Raw genomic sequence first — 15,341 nt, 5'->3', positions numbered from 1 at the left:
CCGGTTCAGCTGCATCAGATCGCGCGGCGGCACCTGGTACTTCGGCCCGGCCAGGATGCGCAGCAGCGCGTCGGAGCGCGAGGCGTCGGCGATGACCTGCAGGAAGGAGATCACCTGCACGACCTCCGGGGTGGAGAGCAGCCCGGAGAGCCCGACGAACTCATAGGGCACCCCGCGGCGGGCCAGCTCCTCGGCCACCGAGCTCAGGTGGCTGCGCTTCCGGGAGAGCACCGCCGCAGTGGGCCGCTCGCCGGACTCCTCGCCGGCGGCGAGTTCGGCGGCCAGCTGGTCGGCGACGGCGGCGGCCTCGGCGTCGCCGGTCTCGTACCAGCCCAGCCGCACCGCCCCGCGATGCCCCTTGCCGGCACGCAGCCGCGCGATCCGCCGCTGCTCCTGCTTATGCCGCTTCCACGACGGCGCCCAGCGCGGCTGATGCTCGCGGAAGGGCTCGACCAGCCGGTTCGCCGCGTCCAGGATGACCTGCCCGTTGCGCCAGGCGCGGGTGAGCTGCAGCTGCTGCGGGACCCGCCGCGCCGTCGTCGCCGACTCGGTCCAGGTGAAGCGGTCCAGGAAGCTGAACAGCTGGCCGGCCGAGGCGCCGCGGAAGCCGTAGATGGACTGGTTCGGGTCCCCGACGGCGGTGACGCCGATGCCCTCGACGCCGGCGAAGAGGCTGGAGAACAGCTCCAGCTGGGCGTGCGAGGTGTCCTGGAACTCGTCGAGCATGACCAGCCGGAACTTGGCCTGCTCGGTCTGACGCGCCGTGGTGCTGCGGGCGATGCGCACCGCGTTGACCAGCAGGTCGCCGTAGTCCATGACCTTCAGCTCGGCCTTCTGCCGGCGGTACTCCTCGGCGAGGTCGACCACGATCCGCCGGATGATCAGGCTGTCGAGAAGCTTCTGCTCGGCCGCGCCCCAGGTCTTGGCGCGGTTGCCGGTCTTGCCCATCGGCAGCGAGTCGACTCGGGCGATCTCGGCGTCCAGGAAGCTGCGCACCACGTCGAGGTCCTCGATCAGGTGCTCGCTGCAGTCGCCGACGAGCTTCAGCACCTGACTCGCCAGGCTGCGCGGGGTGACCTCCAGGTCGACCAGCTTCTGCGGATCCGACGGCTCGTGCTCCTCGACGAGCCGCATCACGATCTGCCACGCGTCGGCGTCGCTGATCATCGTGATCTCCGGCTCCAGGCCGAGCTGCAGCCCATACTCCTGCACCAGCGAGTTCGCGTACGAGTGATAGGTCGCCACAGTGGGAGCCAGCAGCTCGACCAGTCCCCCGGCGCCGACGGCGGCGGCCGCCGAGCCCTCGGGCAGCAGGTCCGCCGGGTTCAGCAGACCCTTCTGCTCGAGACGCCGCAGCTTGGCCACGATCCGCTCGCGCAGCTCGCCGGCGGCCTTGCGGGTGAAGGTCACGCCGAGCACCTCGTCGGGACTGACCGCCCCGGCGGCGACCTGGTGGACCACGCGGTCGGCCATCGTCGCGGTCTTGCCCGAGCCGGCGCCGGCGACGACCAGCATCGGCTCCAGCCCGGCCTCGATCACCGGGGCCTGCTCGTCCGGGGTCGGCGGGAAGAAGGTGCCGTCGAGCGGCTCGTGGAGCATCTCGGCGAGGCCGGCGGCGCTGAGGCCGGAGCCGAAGACGCCGGTGTCGGCGGTCTGGGAGGTCATGGGCTCGTCGCGTCCTCTCCTGGGTGCTTCCGGGGTGGTGTGTCCGGGCGGGTGCAACCGGGTGGGTGCGTCCCGACCGGGTGCGGGGGGGGCGGTTCTGGTCAGTCGAGCGGCTGGGTGACCTCGGCGCCGGAGGCGCAGAGCGGGCACAGCACCCCGACGCGGCACTGCTGGTCGCCGGGGCTGTGCACCGCGCGGAAACGCGCACCGGAGACCACCTCGGCGGCCTCGCGCAGGGCGAGCTGCGGCCAGTGCTCCACGCCGGCCGGCCAGTCGTCCTGCCGGGGGACGTCGGTGATCGGCTCCTGGCGGTACTCGATCCCCTCGATCTTCTTGCGGTCCTCGCCGACCTGCAACAGTGCGGCCCCGAGCACCTCGCCGCTCAGCTCCAGCTGGACCGGGTCGTCGCCGCGGACCACCGTCTTCTCCTCGGCCGGGGTGGTGAGCATCGTCTGGTATATGCCCAGCTGCAGGTGGCCGCAGAGCTCGCAGGTCTCGGGCTTGGTCCTCGAACTGCCCGGCGGAGTGTGGTGCGCGCAGCGCCGCGGGGCGTGGCGGCCGGTCTTGTAGTCCAGGATGAAGAAGCGCCCGGTCGGCTCGTCGGCGTCGTCGACCTCGCGCTCCAGGCGGTCGATGAGGCCGGAGACGGTGACCCCGCGCATCGTCCCGCGCACCGGAAGCTGGGAGCCGGTGGTGAAGTGCGCCTCGGAGATGACGTGCTTGCGACCGGCCTCCTCGGCGGCGTGCAGGTACCAGGCGATCTTCTTCACCATCTCCTGGGCGCGAGCGTACTCTCCGCGCGTGCGCCAGGAGCCGGGGTCCATGCCCAGCTCCGGCCAGCGGGAGGCCAGCGCGTCGAGCAGCATCTCCTCGGTCTGATGCCGACGCGGACGCGGCTCGGGGTGGTCCTCGGCGATGGAGTGGATCAGCAGCCCGAGGCTGCGGGCCTGGTCGGTCGGGGCGACGCCGCCGGCGCGCTGGGTGAACCACTGCAGCGGTTGGTTGAACGCGGTGTCCAACGCCGAGGGCGACAGTCGGATCTCCGCGCCCTCGTCGAGCTCGGCCTCGGTGATCAGCGGCTCGACCTCGCGGGGGTCGATTCTCCCCCACCAGCCCTCTGGGTCGGCGCCGGGGATGCGGTCGCCGCTGTGCGGGTCCTCGGCGGAGGCCATCAGCGCCAGGGCTCTGGCGGATTCACGAGCCTGAGCGTCAGTGGTCCGTTCCGTCTCGCCACTGTGATGCTTCTCGAGCCGACGGCGCAGCTCGGCGATGAGCGTCGGAGCGGTCATCGCCCGCGGCCTGGCGAGCTCCGAGGAGGGACGCAGCAGCGGTGGCAGGATCAGGCCCAGCAGCATGCTGGGCGTCTCGTCGGTGTTCTCGATGCCGATGCCCACCAGCCGGTGCTTCGCCCGCGAGACGGCCGCGGCGAAGAGTCGGTGCTCGTCCTGCAGGACCTGCAGACGCTTCGCCCGTGACGAGGCCGTCGCCGGATCGTCGCCGTCGACGACGTCCACCAGCCGGGATGAGCCCAGCAGCTCGCCGCGCGGGGTCAGGTTCGGCCAGACTCCGTCCTGCAGCCCGGCGATGACCACGGTGTCGAACTCCTGGCCGGCCGCCGTCGCCGGGGTGAGCACATGGACCGCGTCCTGGGCGGTGGAGGCCTCGGCGAGGGTGTCCATGGGCAGCTCCATCTCCTCCATGTGGGTGACGAAGCCGCTGACGCTGTGACCGGGCAGCTGCTCGGCGTAGCGCTCGGCCGCCTGGAAGAGCGAGACCACCGCATCCAGATCGCGGTGGGCGCGGCGGGACTCCTCGCCGCCGCGCGTCGAGCGGCGCACCCAGAGCGCCTCGCGGCCCGAGGCCTGCCAGACCTCCCAGAGCAGGTCGCCGGCGCCGGCGGACTCCCCCAGCCGCTCGCACGCCTCGCGGGCCGCGGCGACCATCGCTCCGAGTCGACGCAGCCCGGCCACGGCGGGGTCCTTCGTCGCCAGCGCCTCGGCGACCGTCGGATCCTCCGGATCCGCGATGCCGACGGCGAGCAGCTCCTCGGAGTCGCGCTGGTCGACGGTCTCCGGGCGCAGCCGCCGCTCGGCGGTGAGCAGCCGCTGACGGATGCGGCGCAGCGCCACCGAGTCCACCGCCCCGTAGGGGCCGGCGAGCAGGCGCTTCGCATCGGCGCCGGTGAGCGGGTCGTCGGCGGTGATCGCGCGCAGGATGCGCAGCAGCGGAGCGACGGCGACCTCCTCGTGCAGCACGATCTCGCTCATCGAGCGGCGCACCGGCACCCCGTGGGAGTGGAACAGGCGGGTGAGCTGCTGGACCATCTGCCCGTTGCGGACGACGACGGCGATCTCGTCCAGCGGCAGCGGCTCGCCGTCGTCGCCGCCGCGGTGATGCCGGTCCAGGACCTCCTGCAGGATCATCTGCTCGGCGTGGTACTGGCCGCCGACGACGGCGACGTGGACGCCGCGGCCGCGGGCGTCGACGTCGGCGGCGACGTTCAGCCGCCGGCCCGAGGACGGCTTCTCCCCCGCGGCCGCGCGCCGCTCGGCCTCGGTGCGCTGGTCCTCGGCGAGCGCGTCGAGGCGCTGCTGGGCCAGCGTGGCCAGCTGCGCCCAGCGTCCGCGGTGGGCTGTGCTGTCGCCGACCGCGCCGATGCGCTGGACGACCCGGCCGTAGACCTCGCCGACGGGCTCGTCGAGCCGGTGGTCGCCGTCGAGGGCGAGGACCTCCGGCTCACGGCCGGGAAGCCCGTCGTCCGGGCGCATGGAGCCGCGCCGACCGCGCAGGGTGACCGCGGCGTCGTCGCGCTCCTCCGGCATCTCCTGCGCCTCCGCGTCCTCGGGAGGCTGCACGTCGACAGACCGGTCGCCGGTCGTGCCCCTCCAGTGGGCCAGCAGGTCCGGACGCGCGCCGCGGAAACCCTGGACGGCGACGTCGGGGTTGGCGCAGGCGACCATCCGGCGGCCGGCGCCGATCAGCCGCAGCAGCCGGAAGATGTTGGGATTGGCCTCCTGCAGGTCGTCGACGAGGATCAGCCGCAGCCGGTCCTGCTCCTCATGCAGCAGCTGCGGAGTGTCCTCCAGCAGATCGCAGGCGCGGCTGATCAGTCCCGCCGGGTCGAAGGCGTTGGGGGCGCGCTGGCCGAGCTGCTCGAGGTACTCGGCATAGAGCCGACCCGCCGGCAGCCAGGCCGGGTCGCCGGGCCCGGCGCCGGAGGCGGCCTGCTCGCCCCAGGCGACGAGCTCCTCCGGGCTGACGCCGTACTCGGCCGCGCGGTCGAATAGCTCGCGGATCTCCTTGCGGAAACCGGCGGTGGCTGCCGCCTCACGCAGGTCGATGCGCACTGCGCCGCTGATCGGGTCGGTCACCCGCCAGTCGATGGCGGTGTGCTCGGAGTCCAGCAGTGCGGCGATCTCACGGTCCTGCTCGGCACCGGAGAGCAGCCGCGGAGTGCGGGCGGCGAACTCCAGGAGACCGCGACGGCGAGCCTCGCCGAGCAGCCAGAAGGCGTAGGAGGCGAAGGAGCGCGAGGGCTGGTCGGTCAGGGAGCCGCCGTCGGGCTCCGCCGCCCATCGGGCCTCCAGCGCATCGCGCAGCGCGGCCGAGGAGGCGCGCGAAGGCGAGAGCAGCAGCAGGTGGTGGGAGTCGCCGCCGGCACGCAGGAAGCGCAGCGCCAGCTCGACGGCGAGCGTGGACTTGCCCGTGCCGGGCCCGCCGGTGACCAGCAGCGGACCATGGTCCCCGGCGGCGACGCGGTCGAGGACGGCCTGCTGGGCGGCGTCCGGGGTGACGGCGACGTCGAAGCTCATGGCCCACATTCAATCAGAGCCCTCCGACACGATCCCGCCGCCGGACGGGATGACTCCGTGGCACGCGTGGGAATACGCGTCCTTTCCCACACCTTCCACAGAGTCATCTCAGGGGGAGCCGGCGGCATTCAGCGTCTGGCCGGCGGTGCGAGCGTCGTCCGCCGGTCCGTCGGCGGCGGGCGATACGGTGGAGGTGTGGATGAACCGGCACTCTTCGACCTTCCGACCAGCCGCCAGAGCTGGCACGACCGTCCGCGGGCGGGCTTCGACCTCGAGACCACCTCGCGGGACCCCCGCGTGGCCAGGATCGTCTCCGCGGCGGTGGTGACCGTCGACGCCGACGGCCGCCGCGAGCGCGCCCGCGAATGGCTGGTCGACCCCGGCGTGGAGATCCCGGCCGAGACCACGGCGGTCCACGGCATCTCCACCGAGCAGGTGCAGGCCGAGGGCCAGGACGCCGCCGAGGCGATCCCGCAGATCGTCCACGCGGTCCGGGAGCAGCTCGAGGCCGGCAATCCTGTGGTCGTCTTCAACGCCCCGTACGACTTCACCGTGCTGGCCGCCGAGGCCGAGCGGCACGGCATCGACGTGCCCGTGCCCTCCCCGATCATCGACCCGTTGGTCGTCGACAAGCAGGTCGACCGGTTCCGCCGCGGCAAGCGAACCCTGGGCCATGTCAGCGAGCATTACCGGATCGCGCTCGACGACGCCCATTCGGCGACGCCGGACGCCTGGGCCGCCGTCGAGGTGGCCGGCGCGCTGGCGGCGCAGTACCCGCAGCTGCAGATCCCGGCCGAGGAGCTGCACGAGCTGCAGATCGGGTGGAAGGCCGAGCAGGCCGCCTCGCTGCAGGAGTACTTCCGCCGCACGCGCCCCGACGCCCTGGTGGACCCCAGCTGGCCCATGTGAGTCGGCGACCCCCGGTGAAGCCGTCGACCCAGCTCGCTCAGCCGACGTCGGCGGCGAGCCGGAAGCCGGTGTGGCCCAGGGTGGTGTCCGCCGTCGCCTGCGTGCGTCCGGTGGTCCGGTAGCGACGGCAGTAGTTCTCGTGACACATGTAGGAGCCGCCGCGGGCGACCGGGTTCCCCGTGGCGCCGAAGGTGCCGGCGGTCCACTCCCAGACGTTGCCGGTGGAGTTGTAGAGGCCGAGGCCGTTGGGTTCGAAGGAGCGCACCGGCATGGTGCCGGCCTCGCCGTGCGGGTCCTCCGGGAAGTCCCCGGGGAAGATGTTCATCCGCCGCACGCCGTCGGGATCGCGGACCGCGCCCCACGGGTAAGGCTGCTGGTCCAGGCCGCCGCGGGCGGCGTACTCCCATTCGGCCTCGGTGGGCAGCCGTGCGCCGGCCCACTGGGCGTAGGCCTGCGCATCACGGTGGGAGACGTGGGTGACCGGGTGGTCCTCGCGGCCTTCGGCGGTGCTGTCCGGCCCGTCGGGGGCGAACCAGGTCGCCCCGCGGACCTGCCGCCACCACGGGGCCTCGGCGACCGCCGGAGTGCTGGCCCGCAGCGCGTCGGTCAGTCGTCCGGCGAAGACCATCGAGTCGCCGTAGGTCTCGGCGTCGGTGCGGTGACCGGTGGCGACGACGAAGGCGGCGAATTCGGCGACGGTGACGCTGGTGGCGCCGATGGCGAAGGGACCGACGGCGACCTCGCGGACCGGCCCCTCGCCGTCGGCCGGATAGGCCAGCTCGTCCTCGGATCCCATGCGGAAGGTGGTCGCGGACAGCCCGATCATCGTCAGCTGCTCCGGGGCGCGGGCGGCCAGAGCGTCGAGAAGCTCGCGCGAGGGACCGGGGACGGCCCCCGACGGCGAGCTCGCCTCGACTCCGGGCGCCTCCGCGACCCCCGCCGCGCCGTTGCTCGGCGCGCAGCAGGGACTGACCGGCTGACGAGGAGCGTCGTCGGACGAAGCGTGGTGATCGGTATCCATGAGCTGCTCCAGAGCGGATGTGACGGGCGGGGTGGGACGGATTCCAGACTATCGGCCGGCGTCTCGGGCGTCGCCCACATGGCTGCACGACCGTCGCCTCGTCTCTCGCCGCGACCCCACCCGGAACAGCCCGAGGATCTCGACGTCGTCGACATCCCCTGGCCGCATGGGGAGCTGGCGGAACACGTACTGGATGAGCGACTCCTCACATCCCCAGGCACTGAGACGCACGCAACTCCAGTGACATGTACTCTGGTGCCCGCATTCGCCAGCCTGACGGATGCATCACACCACGACTCTGAAGAAGGAGGGATGCAGGCATGTCCGACGGTCAGGACACTTCGCACAACTCAGGAACTGTCTCCCCTCCGAACATCGTGGTGGTGCAGGCTGACCAGATGGCCGCACAGGCGCTCGGCGCCTACGGCGACGAGGCCGCCAAGACCCCGAACATGGACGCGCTGGCGGCCGAGGGCGCGGTCTTCGACCGGGCCTACTGCAACACCCCGCTGTGCTCGCCGTCGCGCGCATCGATGATGACCGGCCAGCTCCCCTCGCAGCTGGGCTGCTACGACAACGGCGACGACTTCCCGTCCTCGGTCCCGACGTTCGCGCACCACCTGCGCAACGCCGGCTACCACACCGCTCTGGTGGGCCGGATGCACTTCATCGGCGCCGACCAGCACCACGGCTTCGAGGAGCGGCTGACCACCGACGTCTACCCGGCCGACCTGGACATGGTCCCGGACTGGGACCTGCCGTTCGACCAGAAGCTGCAGTGGTACCACGAGGCCGGCGCGGTCTTCGACGCCGGCGTCTCCAAGGCCACCGTCCAGCAGGACTTCGACGACGAGGTGGGCTTCCGGACGATCCGCCACCTCAACGACCGAGTCCGGGCGAACCAGTGGGCCGAGGCGCACGGTGAACAGCATCGGCCGTTCCTGATGGTCACCAGCTTCATCCACCCGCACGACCCGTACGAGCCGCCGCGGGAGCACTGGGACCGGTTCGGCGAGGGCGAGATCCCCGACCCGAAGAACCCGCAGGTGCCCTCCGTCGAGGAGGACCCGCACAGCCACCGCCTGCGTGCGATGGCCGGCTTCGACGAGCGTGACCCGGAGATCGAGGACGTCCGCAACGCCCGCCGGGCGTACTACGCGGCCGTCAGCTACATCGACGACCACGTGGGCCGCATCCGCGCCCACCTGGAGGAGGTCGGACTGGCGGAGAACACGGTGATCATCGTGACCGCCGACCACGGCGACATGCTCGGCGAGAAGGGCCTCTGGTACAAGATGTCCCCGTACGAGCGCTCCTCCCGGGTGCCGATGATCGTCAACGGCCCGGATCACCTGGTGCCGAAGGGTCGGTACCGGACCCCGGTGTCGCTGCTGGACCTGATGCCGACGCTGATGGACCTGGGCAGCACGCCGTCGGTGGAGACCGAAGGCAGCTCCATGCTGGAGATCGCCCGTCGCGAGGCCGCCGGCGACATCCGCCCCGAGGACCGCGACGTCATCGTCGAGTACCTCGCCGAGGGCACGGTGAAGCCGCAGCTGACCATCGTCCGCGGGCAGCACAAGATGGTCATCTGCCCCGGCGACCCGGATCAGCTCTTCGACCTGGAGACCGACCCGGACGAGGTCACCAACGTCGCCCGCTCCCCCGAGTACGCGGAGGTGGCCTCCACCCTGCGTGCTGAGATCGAGCGGCGGTACGACCTCGACGCACTGGACGCCCAGGTGCGCGCCAGCCAGTCGCAGCGCCGCCTAGTCGCCGAAGCCCTGACCAAGGGCACCATGCGGCACTGGGACTTCGTCCCCGACGCGGAGACCCGCTACGTCCGCGGCGACTTCTGGTCGGCGCTGAAGTACGGCACCATCCCCGACGAGAGCCGGCGCTGATCGGCCGAGTCGCCGCCCGACGGTGACGCACGACGACGGTCCCGTCCGAGGACTTCCTCGGGCGGGGCCGTCGTCATATGCAAGAGGGACCATCTCCGATCAGCGGGTCATGTACTCCCGAGCCCGTGGGTTCAGGCTGGTGGCCGCCTGGATCGGTGCGACGATCAGCGTGGCCAGCACCAGGCAGGCGAACGCCCACTGCCAGCCGGTGCCGTACTCGTCGTGCAGCGGCTCGAGCACCAGCCAGTTCAGCTGGTGCACTGCGAACGCCACGGCGATCATCGGCGCCACGGCCAGGGGCATGGTCTGGTTCCGCAGATCCTGCCGCGCCGCGCTCTTGGCCCGCACCGGACGATGGGCCCGCTTGAGGTAGTGGACGCTCGCCAAGACCACCGCGACCGCCCCGACCCATGGAACCATGAGCCACGGAGCATCCATGGCGGGCTGCAACAGCGCGAAGAACCCCGTCAGGCTCACCGTCAGCAGTGTGGACGCATACGCATCATGCGGGGCACCGAGCGCCGGCTTCTCCTCCGGCGCGGTCCGCCGGACCTCCTGCTCGATGCCCCGGCCCGAGACGTCCTGCGTCATACCCCTCCTCAGTCAGCACCTTCACAAAATGATCTACTGACTCGAGTCTACTGACCGAGGAGGGGACGCGTGAAGCACAGCCCCGTCGCTCAGTCCTTCGGCTGCGCCGCGGCCGCCGCGCGGGCGGCCCCCGGCAGCGCCTGCAGGATCTGCTCGACGGCGGCGTCGTCGTGCGCCGCGGAGAGGAACCAGGCCTCGAAGACGCTCGGCGGCAGGAAGACCCCGGCCTCGAGCATCGCGTGGAAGAACGGCCCGTAGCGGAAGGCTTCCTGAGCCCCGGCCTGCGCGTAGTCGTGCACTCCGGTGGCCGAGGTGCCGAAGGCCAGCGAGAACAGCGAGCCGGCCTTCTGGATGCTGTGGTCCACCCCGGCGGCGTCGAGCGCCTCGCCCAGTCCTGTCGCCACGACCTCGGCGGCGGAGTCGATGTGCTGATAGACCTCGGCGGTGGCGTGCTCCAGCGTGGCCGCACCGGCGGCCATCGCCACCGGGTTTCCGGACAACGTGCCGGCGTGGTAGATCGGCCCGGTCGGGGCCAGGTGCTCCATGATCTCGCGACGCCCGGCCAGCGCGGCAGTGGGCATCCCGCCGCCGATGACCTTGCCGAAGGTGAACAGGTCCGGCGTCCAGCCCTCCTGTCGGCCCGAGGCGCCCCACTGGCCGGCCTCGGTGATCCGGAATCCGGTCATCACCTCGTCGAAGATCATCAGCGCGCCGTGCCGCTGCGTGATCTCGCGGATGAAGGCGTTGAAGCCCTCCTGCGGCGGGACCACGCCCATGTTGGCCGGCACGCCCTCGGTGATCACCGCGGCGATGTCCTCGCCGTGCTCGGCGAAGACCTGCTCCAATGCGGCGCGATCGTTATAGCCGACGACGATGGTCTCGGAGGCCTGCGCCTCGGTCACCCCGGCCGAGCCGGGCAGGCCGAGGGTGGCCACACCCGAGCCGGCGGCGGCCAGCAGCCCGTCGGAGTGGCCGTGGTAGCAGCCGGCGAACTTCACCACCAGCTTGCGGCCGGTCGCCCCGCGGGCCAGGCGCACCGCGGTCATCGTCGCCTCGGTGCCGGTGGAGACCATGCGGATCATCTCCGCGCCGGGCACCCGCGAGCGCACCAGCTCGGCCAGCCGGGTCTCCGAGGGGTGCGAGGCGCCGAAGCCCAGTCCGGAGTCGACGGCGGCGTGGACGGCGTCGATGACCGCCGGGTGCTTATGCCCCAGCAGGGCGGGGCCCCAGGAACCGACGAGGTCGACGTACTCGGCGCCCTCGGCATCGGTGAGCCGGGGCCCCTCGGCGGAGACGATGAAGGCGGGGGTCCCGCCGACCGAGCCGAAGGCCCGCACCGGGGAGTTCACTCCCCCGGGCATCACGTCGCTGGCGGCGTCGAAGAGCTGCTGGTTGGTCGTCATAGGCCCTCTCGGATCGGTGCTCGTCACGGTGGTCGGATTCGGTCGGCTGGTCCGCCGGCGGTCGGGTCGGTCAGCCGTCCGGGAGTCAGCCGTCCCGCAGCCAGCGGGCAGCCTCGGCGGCGTGGTAGGTCAGCACATTGGTGGCCCCGGCCCGGCGGATGGAGGTCAGCGCCTCCAGCACGACGGCGCGGCGGTCGACCCAGCCGTTCGCCGCGGCGGCCTCGATCATCGCGTACTCGCCGCTGACCTGGTAGGCCGAGACTGGCACGTCGCTGGACTCGGCGACGTCGGAGAGCACGTCGAGGTAGGCGGTCGCCGGCTTGACCATGAGCATGTCCGCGCCCTCGGCGAGGTCCAGGTCCGCCTCGCGCAGCCCCTCGGAACGGTTCGCCGCATCCATCTGGTACGTGCGCCGGTCGCCCTGCAGCTGGGAGTCGACCGCCTCGCGGAAGGGGCCGTAGTAGGCCGAGGCGTACTTCGCCGAGTAGGCCAGGATCGCGACGTCCTGGTGGCCGGCCTCGTCGAGGGCCTGACGGATGACCGCGACCTGGCCGTCCATCATGCCCGACGGCGCGACGACGTCGGCGCCGGCCTCGGCCTGGGCCACGCCCATGCGCGCATAGATCTCCAGAGTGGCGTCGTTGTCCACCGCACCGTCGGCGGTGAGCACGCCGCAGTGGCCGTGGTCGGTGAACTCGTCGAGGCAGAGGTCGCTCATCACCGGCAGCCGATCCCCCACCCGCCGCTTCACCGCGGCGATGCTGCGGTTGAGGATCCCCTGCGGATCCAGCGAGGCCGTCCCCTCGGCATCGCGGACGACGGGGATGCCGAAGAGCATGATCCCGCCCAGGCCCAGGTCGGCGGCCTCCTCCGCGGCGTCGAGCAGGCTCTGCTCGGTGTGCTGGACGACGCCGGGCATCGAGGTGATCGGCTGCGGCTCCTCGAGCCCCTCGCGGACGAAGACCGGCAGGATGAAGTCGGCCGGGTGCAGCCGGGTCTCGGCGACGAGACGGCGGAGGGCGGGGGTGCGGCGCAGGCGCCGGGGCCTGTCGGCGGGGAACGTCACGGGGGAACTCCTGTGGTCGCCGGGTGGGGATGCGGGCCGGAGGACCGGCGCGTCCAGTCTAGTCCCGCACCGCCGTCGCGCGCCGGGCCGGACGCCGTCGTCGGCTGTCTCTCGCCTCACGCCGGGCGTCCGCCCCGTCGGCCCGGGAGGTTGAGCAGCGATCAGCCCAGGACGCGTCGCACGGCGTCGGCGGTGGGCTCGTCGAGGACCGCGTCGGCCGGAGCGCCCAGCTGCTCCAGCGTGTCGGCGGTCGGCCGGCCGATGGCCAGCACCTGCGCCGGCGCGAGCTCGTCGCAGCGACGCTCTGCGCCGGCGACCAGCTCGACCCAGGCCTGCGCTGCGGAGGAGCTGGTGACCAGTACGACGTCGTCGGCCCCCAGCCGCGGCACGCCCTCCGGCGGCACGCCGTCGACCAGCCGGCCGACGGTCTCATAGGCGGTCACCGCCGCGACGTCCCAGCCGGCCTCGACGAGGCCGTCGCGCAGCTGCGGCCGGGCCAGCGCGGACTGCGGCAGCAGCACCCGGCCCCCCGGCGCCGGCCTCGGCAGCTCGGCGAGCATGCCGGCCGCACTCGCCTCGGACGACGGCGTCCAGATCTCCTCGACGCCGGTGCGCTCGGCCAGCGCCCGGGCAGTGGCCGCACCGGTGGCCCCGAGCCGCGTGTCGGCGGGCACCTCGCCCGTCCAGCCGACTGCGGCCAGCATCCGCACCGTGGTCGCGCTGGTGACCAGCAGCCAGGAGAATCCCCGGCGCGCAGCCGCTCGACGGCGCGGCGCAGCTCGGCGACGTCGGCGACGAGTCGCTGCTCGGTCAGCGGCAGGAAGTCGACGGCGAGACCGGCCGCGCGCAGCCCGGCCTCCAGCGCACCCGCCCGCGCCGCGTCCCGACTGATCACCACACGCATGGCGTTCAGCCTATCGGAGCCAGCACCCTCCGCAGGGCCGGTCGCGTGACCTGGGCGCCGACGAACACGCAGAGCACGCCGAGACCCAGCACGCCCAGCGAGGTCCCCACCGCCGCCGGGGCGACGAGCACCGCCGCACCGACGATCGGGAACGCGGTGACCGCCGCGGCGACCAGGGCGATGACGACCACCGCGCCCAGCGCGCGCATCACCGCCAGCGTGCGGATGCGCTGCAGCTGGCCGCGGCTCATCCCCATCATGTGCAGCGAGGCGTACAGCCGACGGCGGTCCAGCAGCTGGGCGGTCTGGTTGATGCCGACCGAGCAGGCCGCCATCAGGAAGGAGATCGCCAGCGTCAGCCAGACCCCGCGCTGGATGTCGGCGAGCAGCTGGGCCTGACCCGGGTCGGCCTGCGACGGATCGGCCAGGCTCACCAGCCCCAGCCCGGAGCCGGCGATGACCCCGGCATAGGTGGTGATCGAGACGCCGCCGACCTGCTTGAACATCTGCTGCGGGGACTCCAGCACGCTGCGCGCGGCGATCAGCCGCTCGGCCGTCCTCGCCCGTCGCAGCTGGACGGTCGTGACCATCTTCAGCACCCAGGGCCCGACCAGCTGCACCACCACCAGCGGCACGGCGACGGCGGCCAGCATCATCGTGATCACCGCGGCCATGCCGCCGACGCCGGCCAGCTGGGCCAGCAGCTGGGCGGCCAGCACGCCGAGGACGGCGACGACGACTCGCACCCAGTGCACCCGCGCGGGAGCGGCCATCGTGCGCACTCCCAGCGGCGTGACCTCGATGCGGCGCATGCCCAGCAGCGAGGCCCCCGCCGCGAGGAGCATCAGAGCTGCGGCGGAGAGTCCCCAGAGCCCGGGCCCGATCCAGAGCCCGTCGACTCCCATCGGCGCCCCGGCGAAGGGGATCAGCCCCACCAGCGGCATCAGGGCGACGTAGAGCACAGTGCCGGCGAGGACGCCCGCGGCGGCCAGCAGCACCGCCTCGGAGACGGCGAGCAGCCGCAGCTGGCCAGTGGTGGCGCCCAGCAGGCGCAGGCTGGAGAGCCGCTCGTCGCGGCGCCGGGCCATCAATCGCGCGGAGGAGGAGAGCAGCGAGACCATGGGCACGGTCAGCAGGATCAGCGCGACGCCGGCCAGCACGGCGTAGAACGTGGCCAGCGGGTGCTCCAGCGTGAAGAAATAGCGGGAGCCGCCGACGACCATGAATGCGATGCCGCTGGTCAGGGTGCAGGCCAGCACCGGCAGCGGCCAGACGCTCCGGTCCTGGAACGCCCGGGCGAGGAAGAGCCGGATCATCGCCGCTCTCCCGTCGCCGAGGCCGCACCGTCGGCACCGTCCGCGCTGTCGGCGACCAGGCGTCCGTCCTGCAGCCGGATGATCCGCGCGCAGCGGGCGGCGACCGTCTCGTCATGGGTGACCACCACCAGCGGCGCACCGCGTCCGACGGTGGAGTCCAGCAGCGCGTCGAGCACCGCCTCGGAGGTCGTCGAGTCCAGCGCGCCGGTGGGCTCGTCGGCGAAGACGACGGCCGGTTCGGCGGCCTGGGCCCGAGCGATGGCCACGCGCTGCGCCTGCCCGCCGGAGAGCTGGCCGGGGCGGTGCTGCTCCCAGCCGGACAGTCCGAGGGCGCCCAGCCACCCGGCGGCCTGCTGCTCGGCCGTCGAACGGCGCACGCCGGAGACCATCAGCGCCACCGCGACGTTCTCCAGCGCGGTGAGCTCGGGCAGCAGCAGCCCCTCCTGGAAGACGAAGCCGATGTGCTCACGGCGCAGCCGGGCGCGCTGCTCGGCGTCGAGGGCGGAGAGGGCGACCGGCCCGCGGTCAGAGCCCACGGCCAGCTGCACCTCTCCGGCGTCGGGGGTCAGGATGCCGGAGAGCACGTGCATCAGCGTGGTCTTGCCGGATCCGGACGGGCCCATGATGGCCACCGACTCTCCCGGGAGCACGGTCAGTCCCACTCCGTGCAGCGCCGGAGCTGCCTGCAGAGTGTCCGCGTAGCTCTTGGAGAGCTCGCGGGCCTGCAGCACCGGCGCCACCGTTGGTGTC

Annotated in this window: 10 protein-coding genes and 1 pseudogene; 2 read left to right on the top strand and 9 right to left on the bottom strand. The window is 72.6% G+C overall.

What is annotated here, in order from left to right; genetic code table 11:
* Both GU5_RS14885 and GU5_RS0108730 read right to left on the bottom strand, forming a co-directional pair.
* A partial coding sequence (locus tag GU5_RS14885; protein ID WP_010525205.1) for an ATP-dependent helicase occupies positions 1 to 1,665 on the bottom strand: 1,665 nt, incomplete at its 3' end.
* A gap of 101 nt (positions 1,666 to 1,766) precedes the next feature.
* Entirely contained in the window at positions 1,767 to 5,477 is a 3,711-nt protein-coding gene (locus GU5_RS0108730; protein ID WP_010525204.1) for a UrvD/REP family ATP-dependent DNA helicase, read from the bottom strand.
* A 195-nt stretch (positions 5,478 to 5,672) separates the two neighbouring features.
* Here GU5_RS0108730 and GU5_RS0108725 point away from each other — a divergent pair, with 195 nt between their 5' ends.
* Positions 5,673 to 6,386: a 3'-5' exonuclease gene (locus tag GU5_RS0108725; protein WP_010525203.1), complete on the top strand. Its 714-nt coding sequence runs from the start codon at positions 5,673 to 5,675 to the stop codon at positions 6,384 to 6,386.
* A 37-nt stretch (positions 6,387 to 6,423) separates the two neighbouring features.
* On the opposite strand, the gene GU5_RS14880 is transcribed toward GU5_RS0108725, so the two are convergent.
* Complete coding sequence (locus GU5_RS14880) at positions 6,424 to 7,407, bottom strand: formylglycine-generating enzyme family protein (protein ID WP_010525202.1); 984 nt, start codon at positions 7,405 to 7,407, stop codon at positions 6,424 to 6,426.
* A gap of 320 nt (positions 7,408 to 7,727) precedes the next feature.
* Here GU5_RS14880 and betC point away from each other — a divergent pair, with 320 nt between their 5' ends.
* Entirely contained in the window at positions 7,728 to 9,311 is a 1,584-nt protein-coding gene (gene betC, locus GU5_RS0108710) for a choline-sulfatase (protein WP_010525200.1), read from the top strand.
* A 99-nt stretch (positions 9,312 to 9,410) separates the two neighbouring features.
* On the opposite strand, the gene GU5_RS0108705 is transcribed toward betC, so the two are convergent.
* The 6 genes and pseudogenes from GU5_RS0108705 to GU5_RS0108680 all read right to left on the bottom strand — a co-directional run bounded on the left by GU5_RS0108705 (position 9,411) and on the right by GU5_RS0108680 (position 15,331).
* A complete protein-coding gene (locus tag GU5_RS0108705) occupies positions 9,411 to 9,902 on the bottom strand; it encodes a hypothetical protein (protein WP_010525199.1) in 492 nt (163 codons plus the stop codon).
* Between the two features lie 89 nt (positions 9,903 to 9,991).
* Positions 9,992 to 11,332 (bottom strand): glutamate-1-semialdehyde 2,1-aminomutase, encoded by a 1,341-nt coding sequence (gene hemL, locus GU5_RS0108700; protein WP_033228060.1) that lies wholly within the window; start codon positions 11,330 to 11,332, stop codon positions 9,992 to 9,994.
* Positions 11,333 to 11,390: 58 nt separating this feature from the next.
* Positions 11,391 to 12,371, bottom strand: coding sequence for a porphobilinogen synthase (hemB, locus tag GU5_RS0108695; protein WP_010525197.1), 981 nt, complete (start codon positions 12,369 to 12,371; stop codon positions 11,391 to 11,393).
* Between the two features lie 161 nt (positions 12,372 to 12,532).
* Positions 12,533 to 13,123, bottom strand: a pseudogene (locus GU5_RS0108690) (uroporphyrinogen-III synthase); the annotation flags it as partial.
* A gap of 157 nt (positions 13,124 to 13,280) precedes the next feature.
* Positions 13,281 to 14,591: an FtsX-like permease family protein gene (locus GU5_RS14875; protein ID WP_010525195.1), complete on the bottom strand. Its 1,311-nt coding sequence runs from the start codon at positions 14,589 to 14,591 to the stop codon at positions 13,281 to 13,283.
* Positions 14,588 to 15,331: an ABC transporter ATP-binding protein gene (locus tag GU5_RS0108680; RefSeq protein WP_010525194.1), complete on the bottom strand. Its 744-nt coding sequence runs from the start codon at positions 15,329 to 15,331 to the stop codon at positions 14,588 to 14,590. The genes GU5_RS14875 and GU5_RS0108680 overlap by 4 nt, the downstream gene beginning before the upstream one ends.
* Between the last annotated feature and the right edge of the window lie 10 nt (positions 15,332 to 15,341).

The sequence above is a fragment of the Nesterenkonia sp. F genome (assembly GCF_000220985.1).
Taxonomy (GTDB): Bacteria; Actinomycetota; Actinomycetes; order Actinomycetales; family Micrococcaceae; genus Nesterenkonia.
The sequence above is the reverse complement of the archived record's forward strand: the minus strand, read 5'-3'. Positions and strand labels throughout refer to the sequence as shown.

Excerpts from the sequence above, each read along its gene's own strand:
- GU5_RS14880 (WP_010525202.1), bottom strand. The coding sequence starts at position 7,407 with ATGGATACCGATCACCACGCTTCGTCCGACGACGCTCCTCGTCAGCCG.
- betC (WP_010525200.1), top strand. The coding sequence starts at position 7,728 with ATGTCCGACGGTCAGGACACTTCGCACAACTCAGGAACTGTCTCCCCT.
- GU5_RS0108705 (WP_010525199.1), bottom strand. The coding sequence starts at position 9,902 with ATGACGCAGGACGTCTCGGGCCGGGGCATCGAGCAGGAGGTCCGGCGG.
- GU5_RS14875 (WP_010525195.1), bottom strand. The coding sequence starts at position 14,591 with ATGATCCGGCTCTTCCTCGCCCGGGCGTTCCAGGACCGGAGCGTCTGG.
- GU5_RS0108730 (WP_010525204.1), bottom strand. The coding sequence starts at position 5,477 with ATGAGCTTCGACGTCGCCGTCACCCCGGACGCCGCCCAGCAGGCCGTC.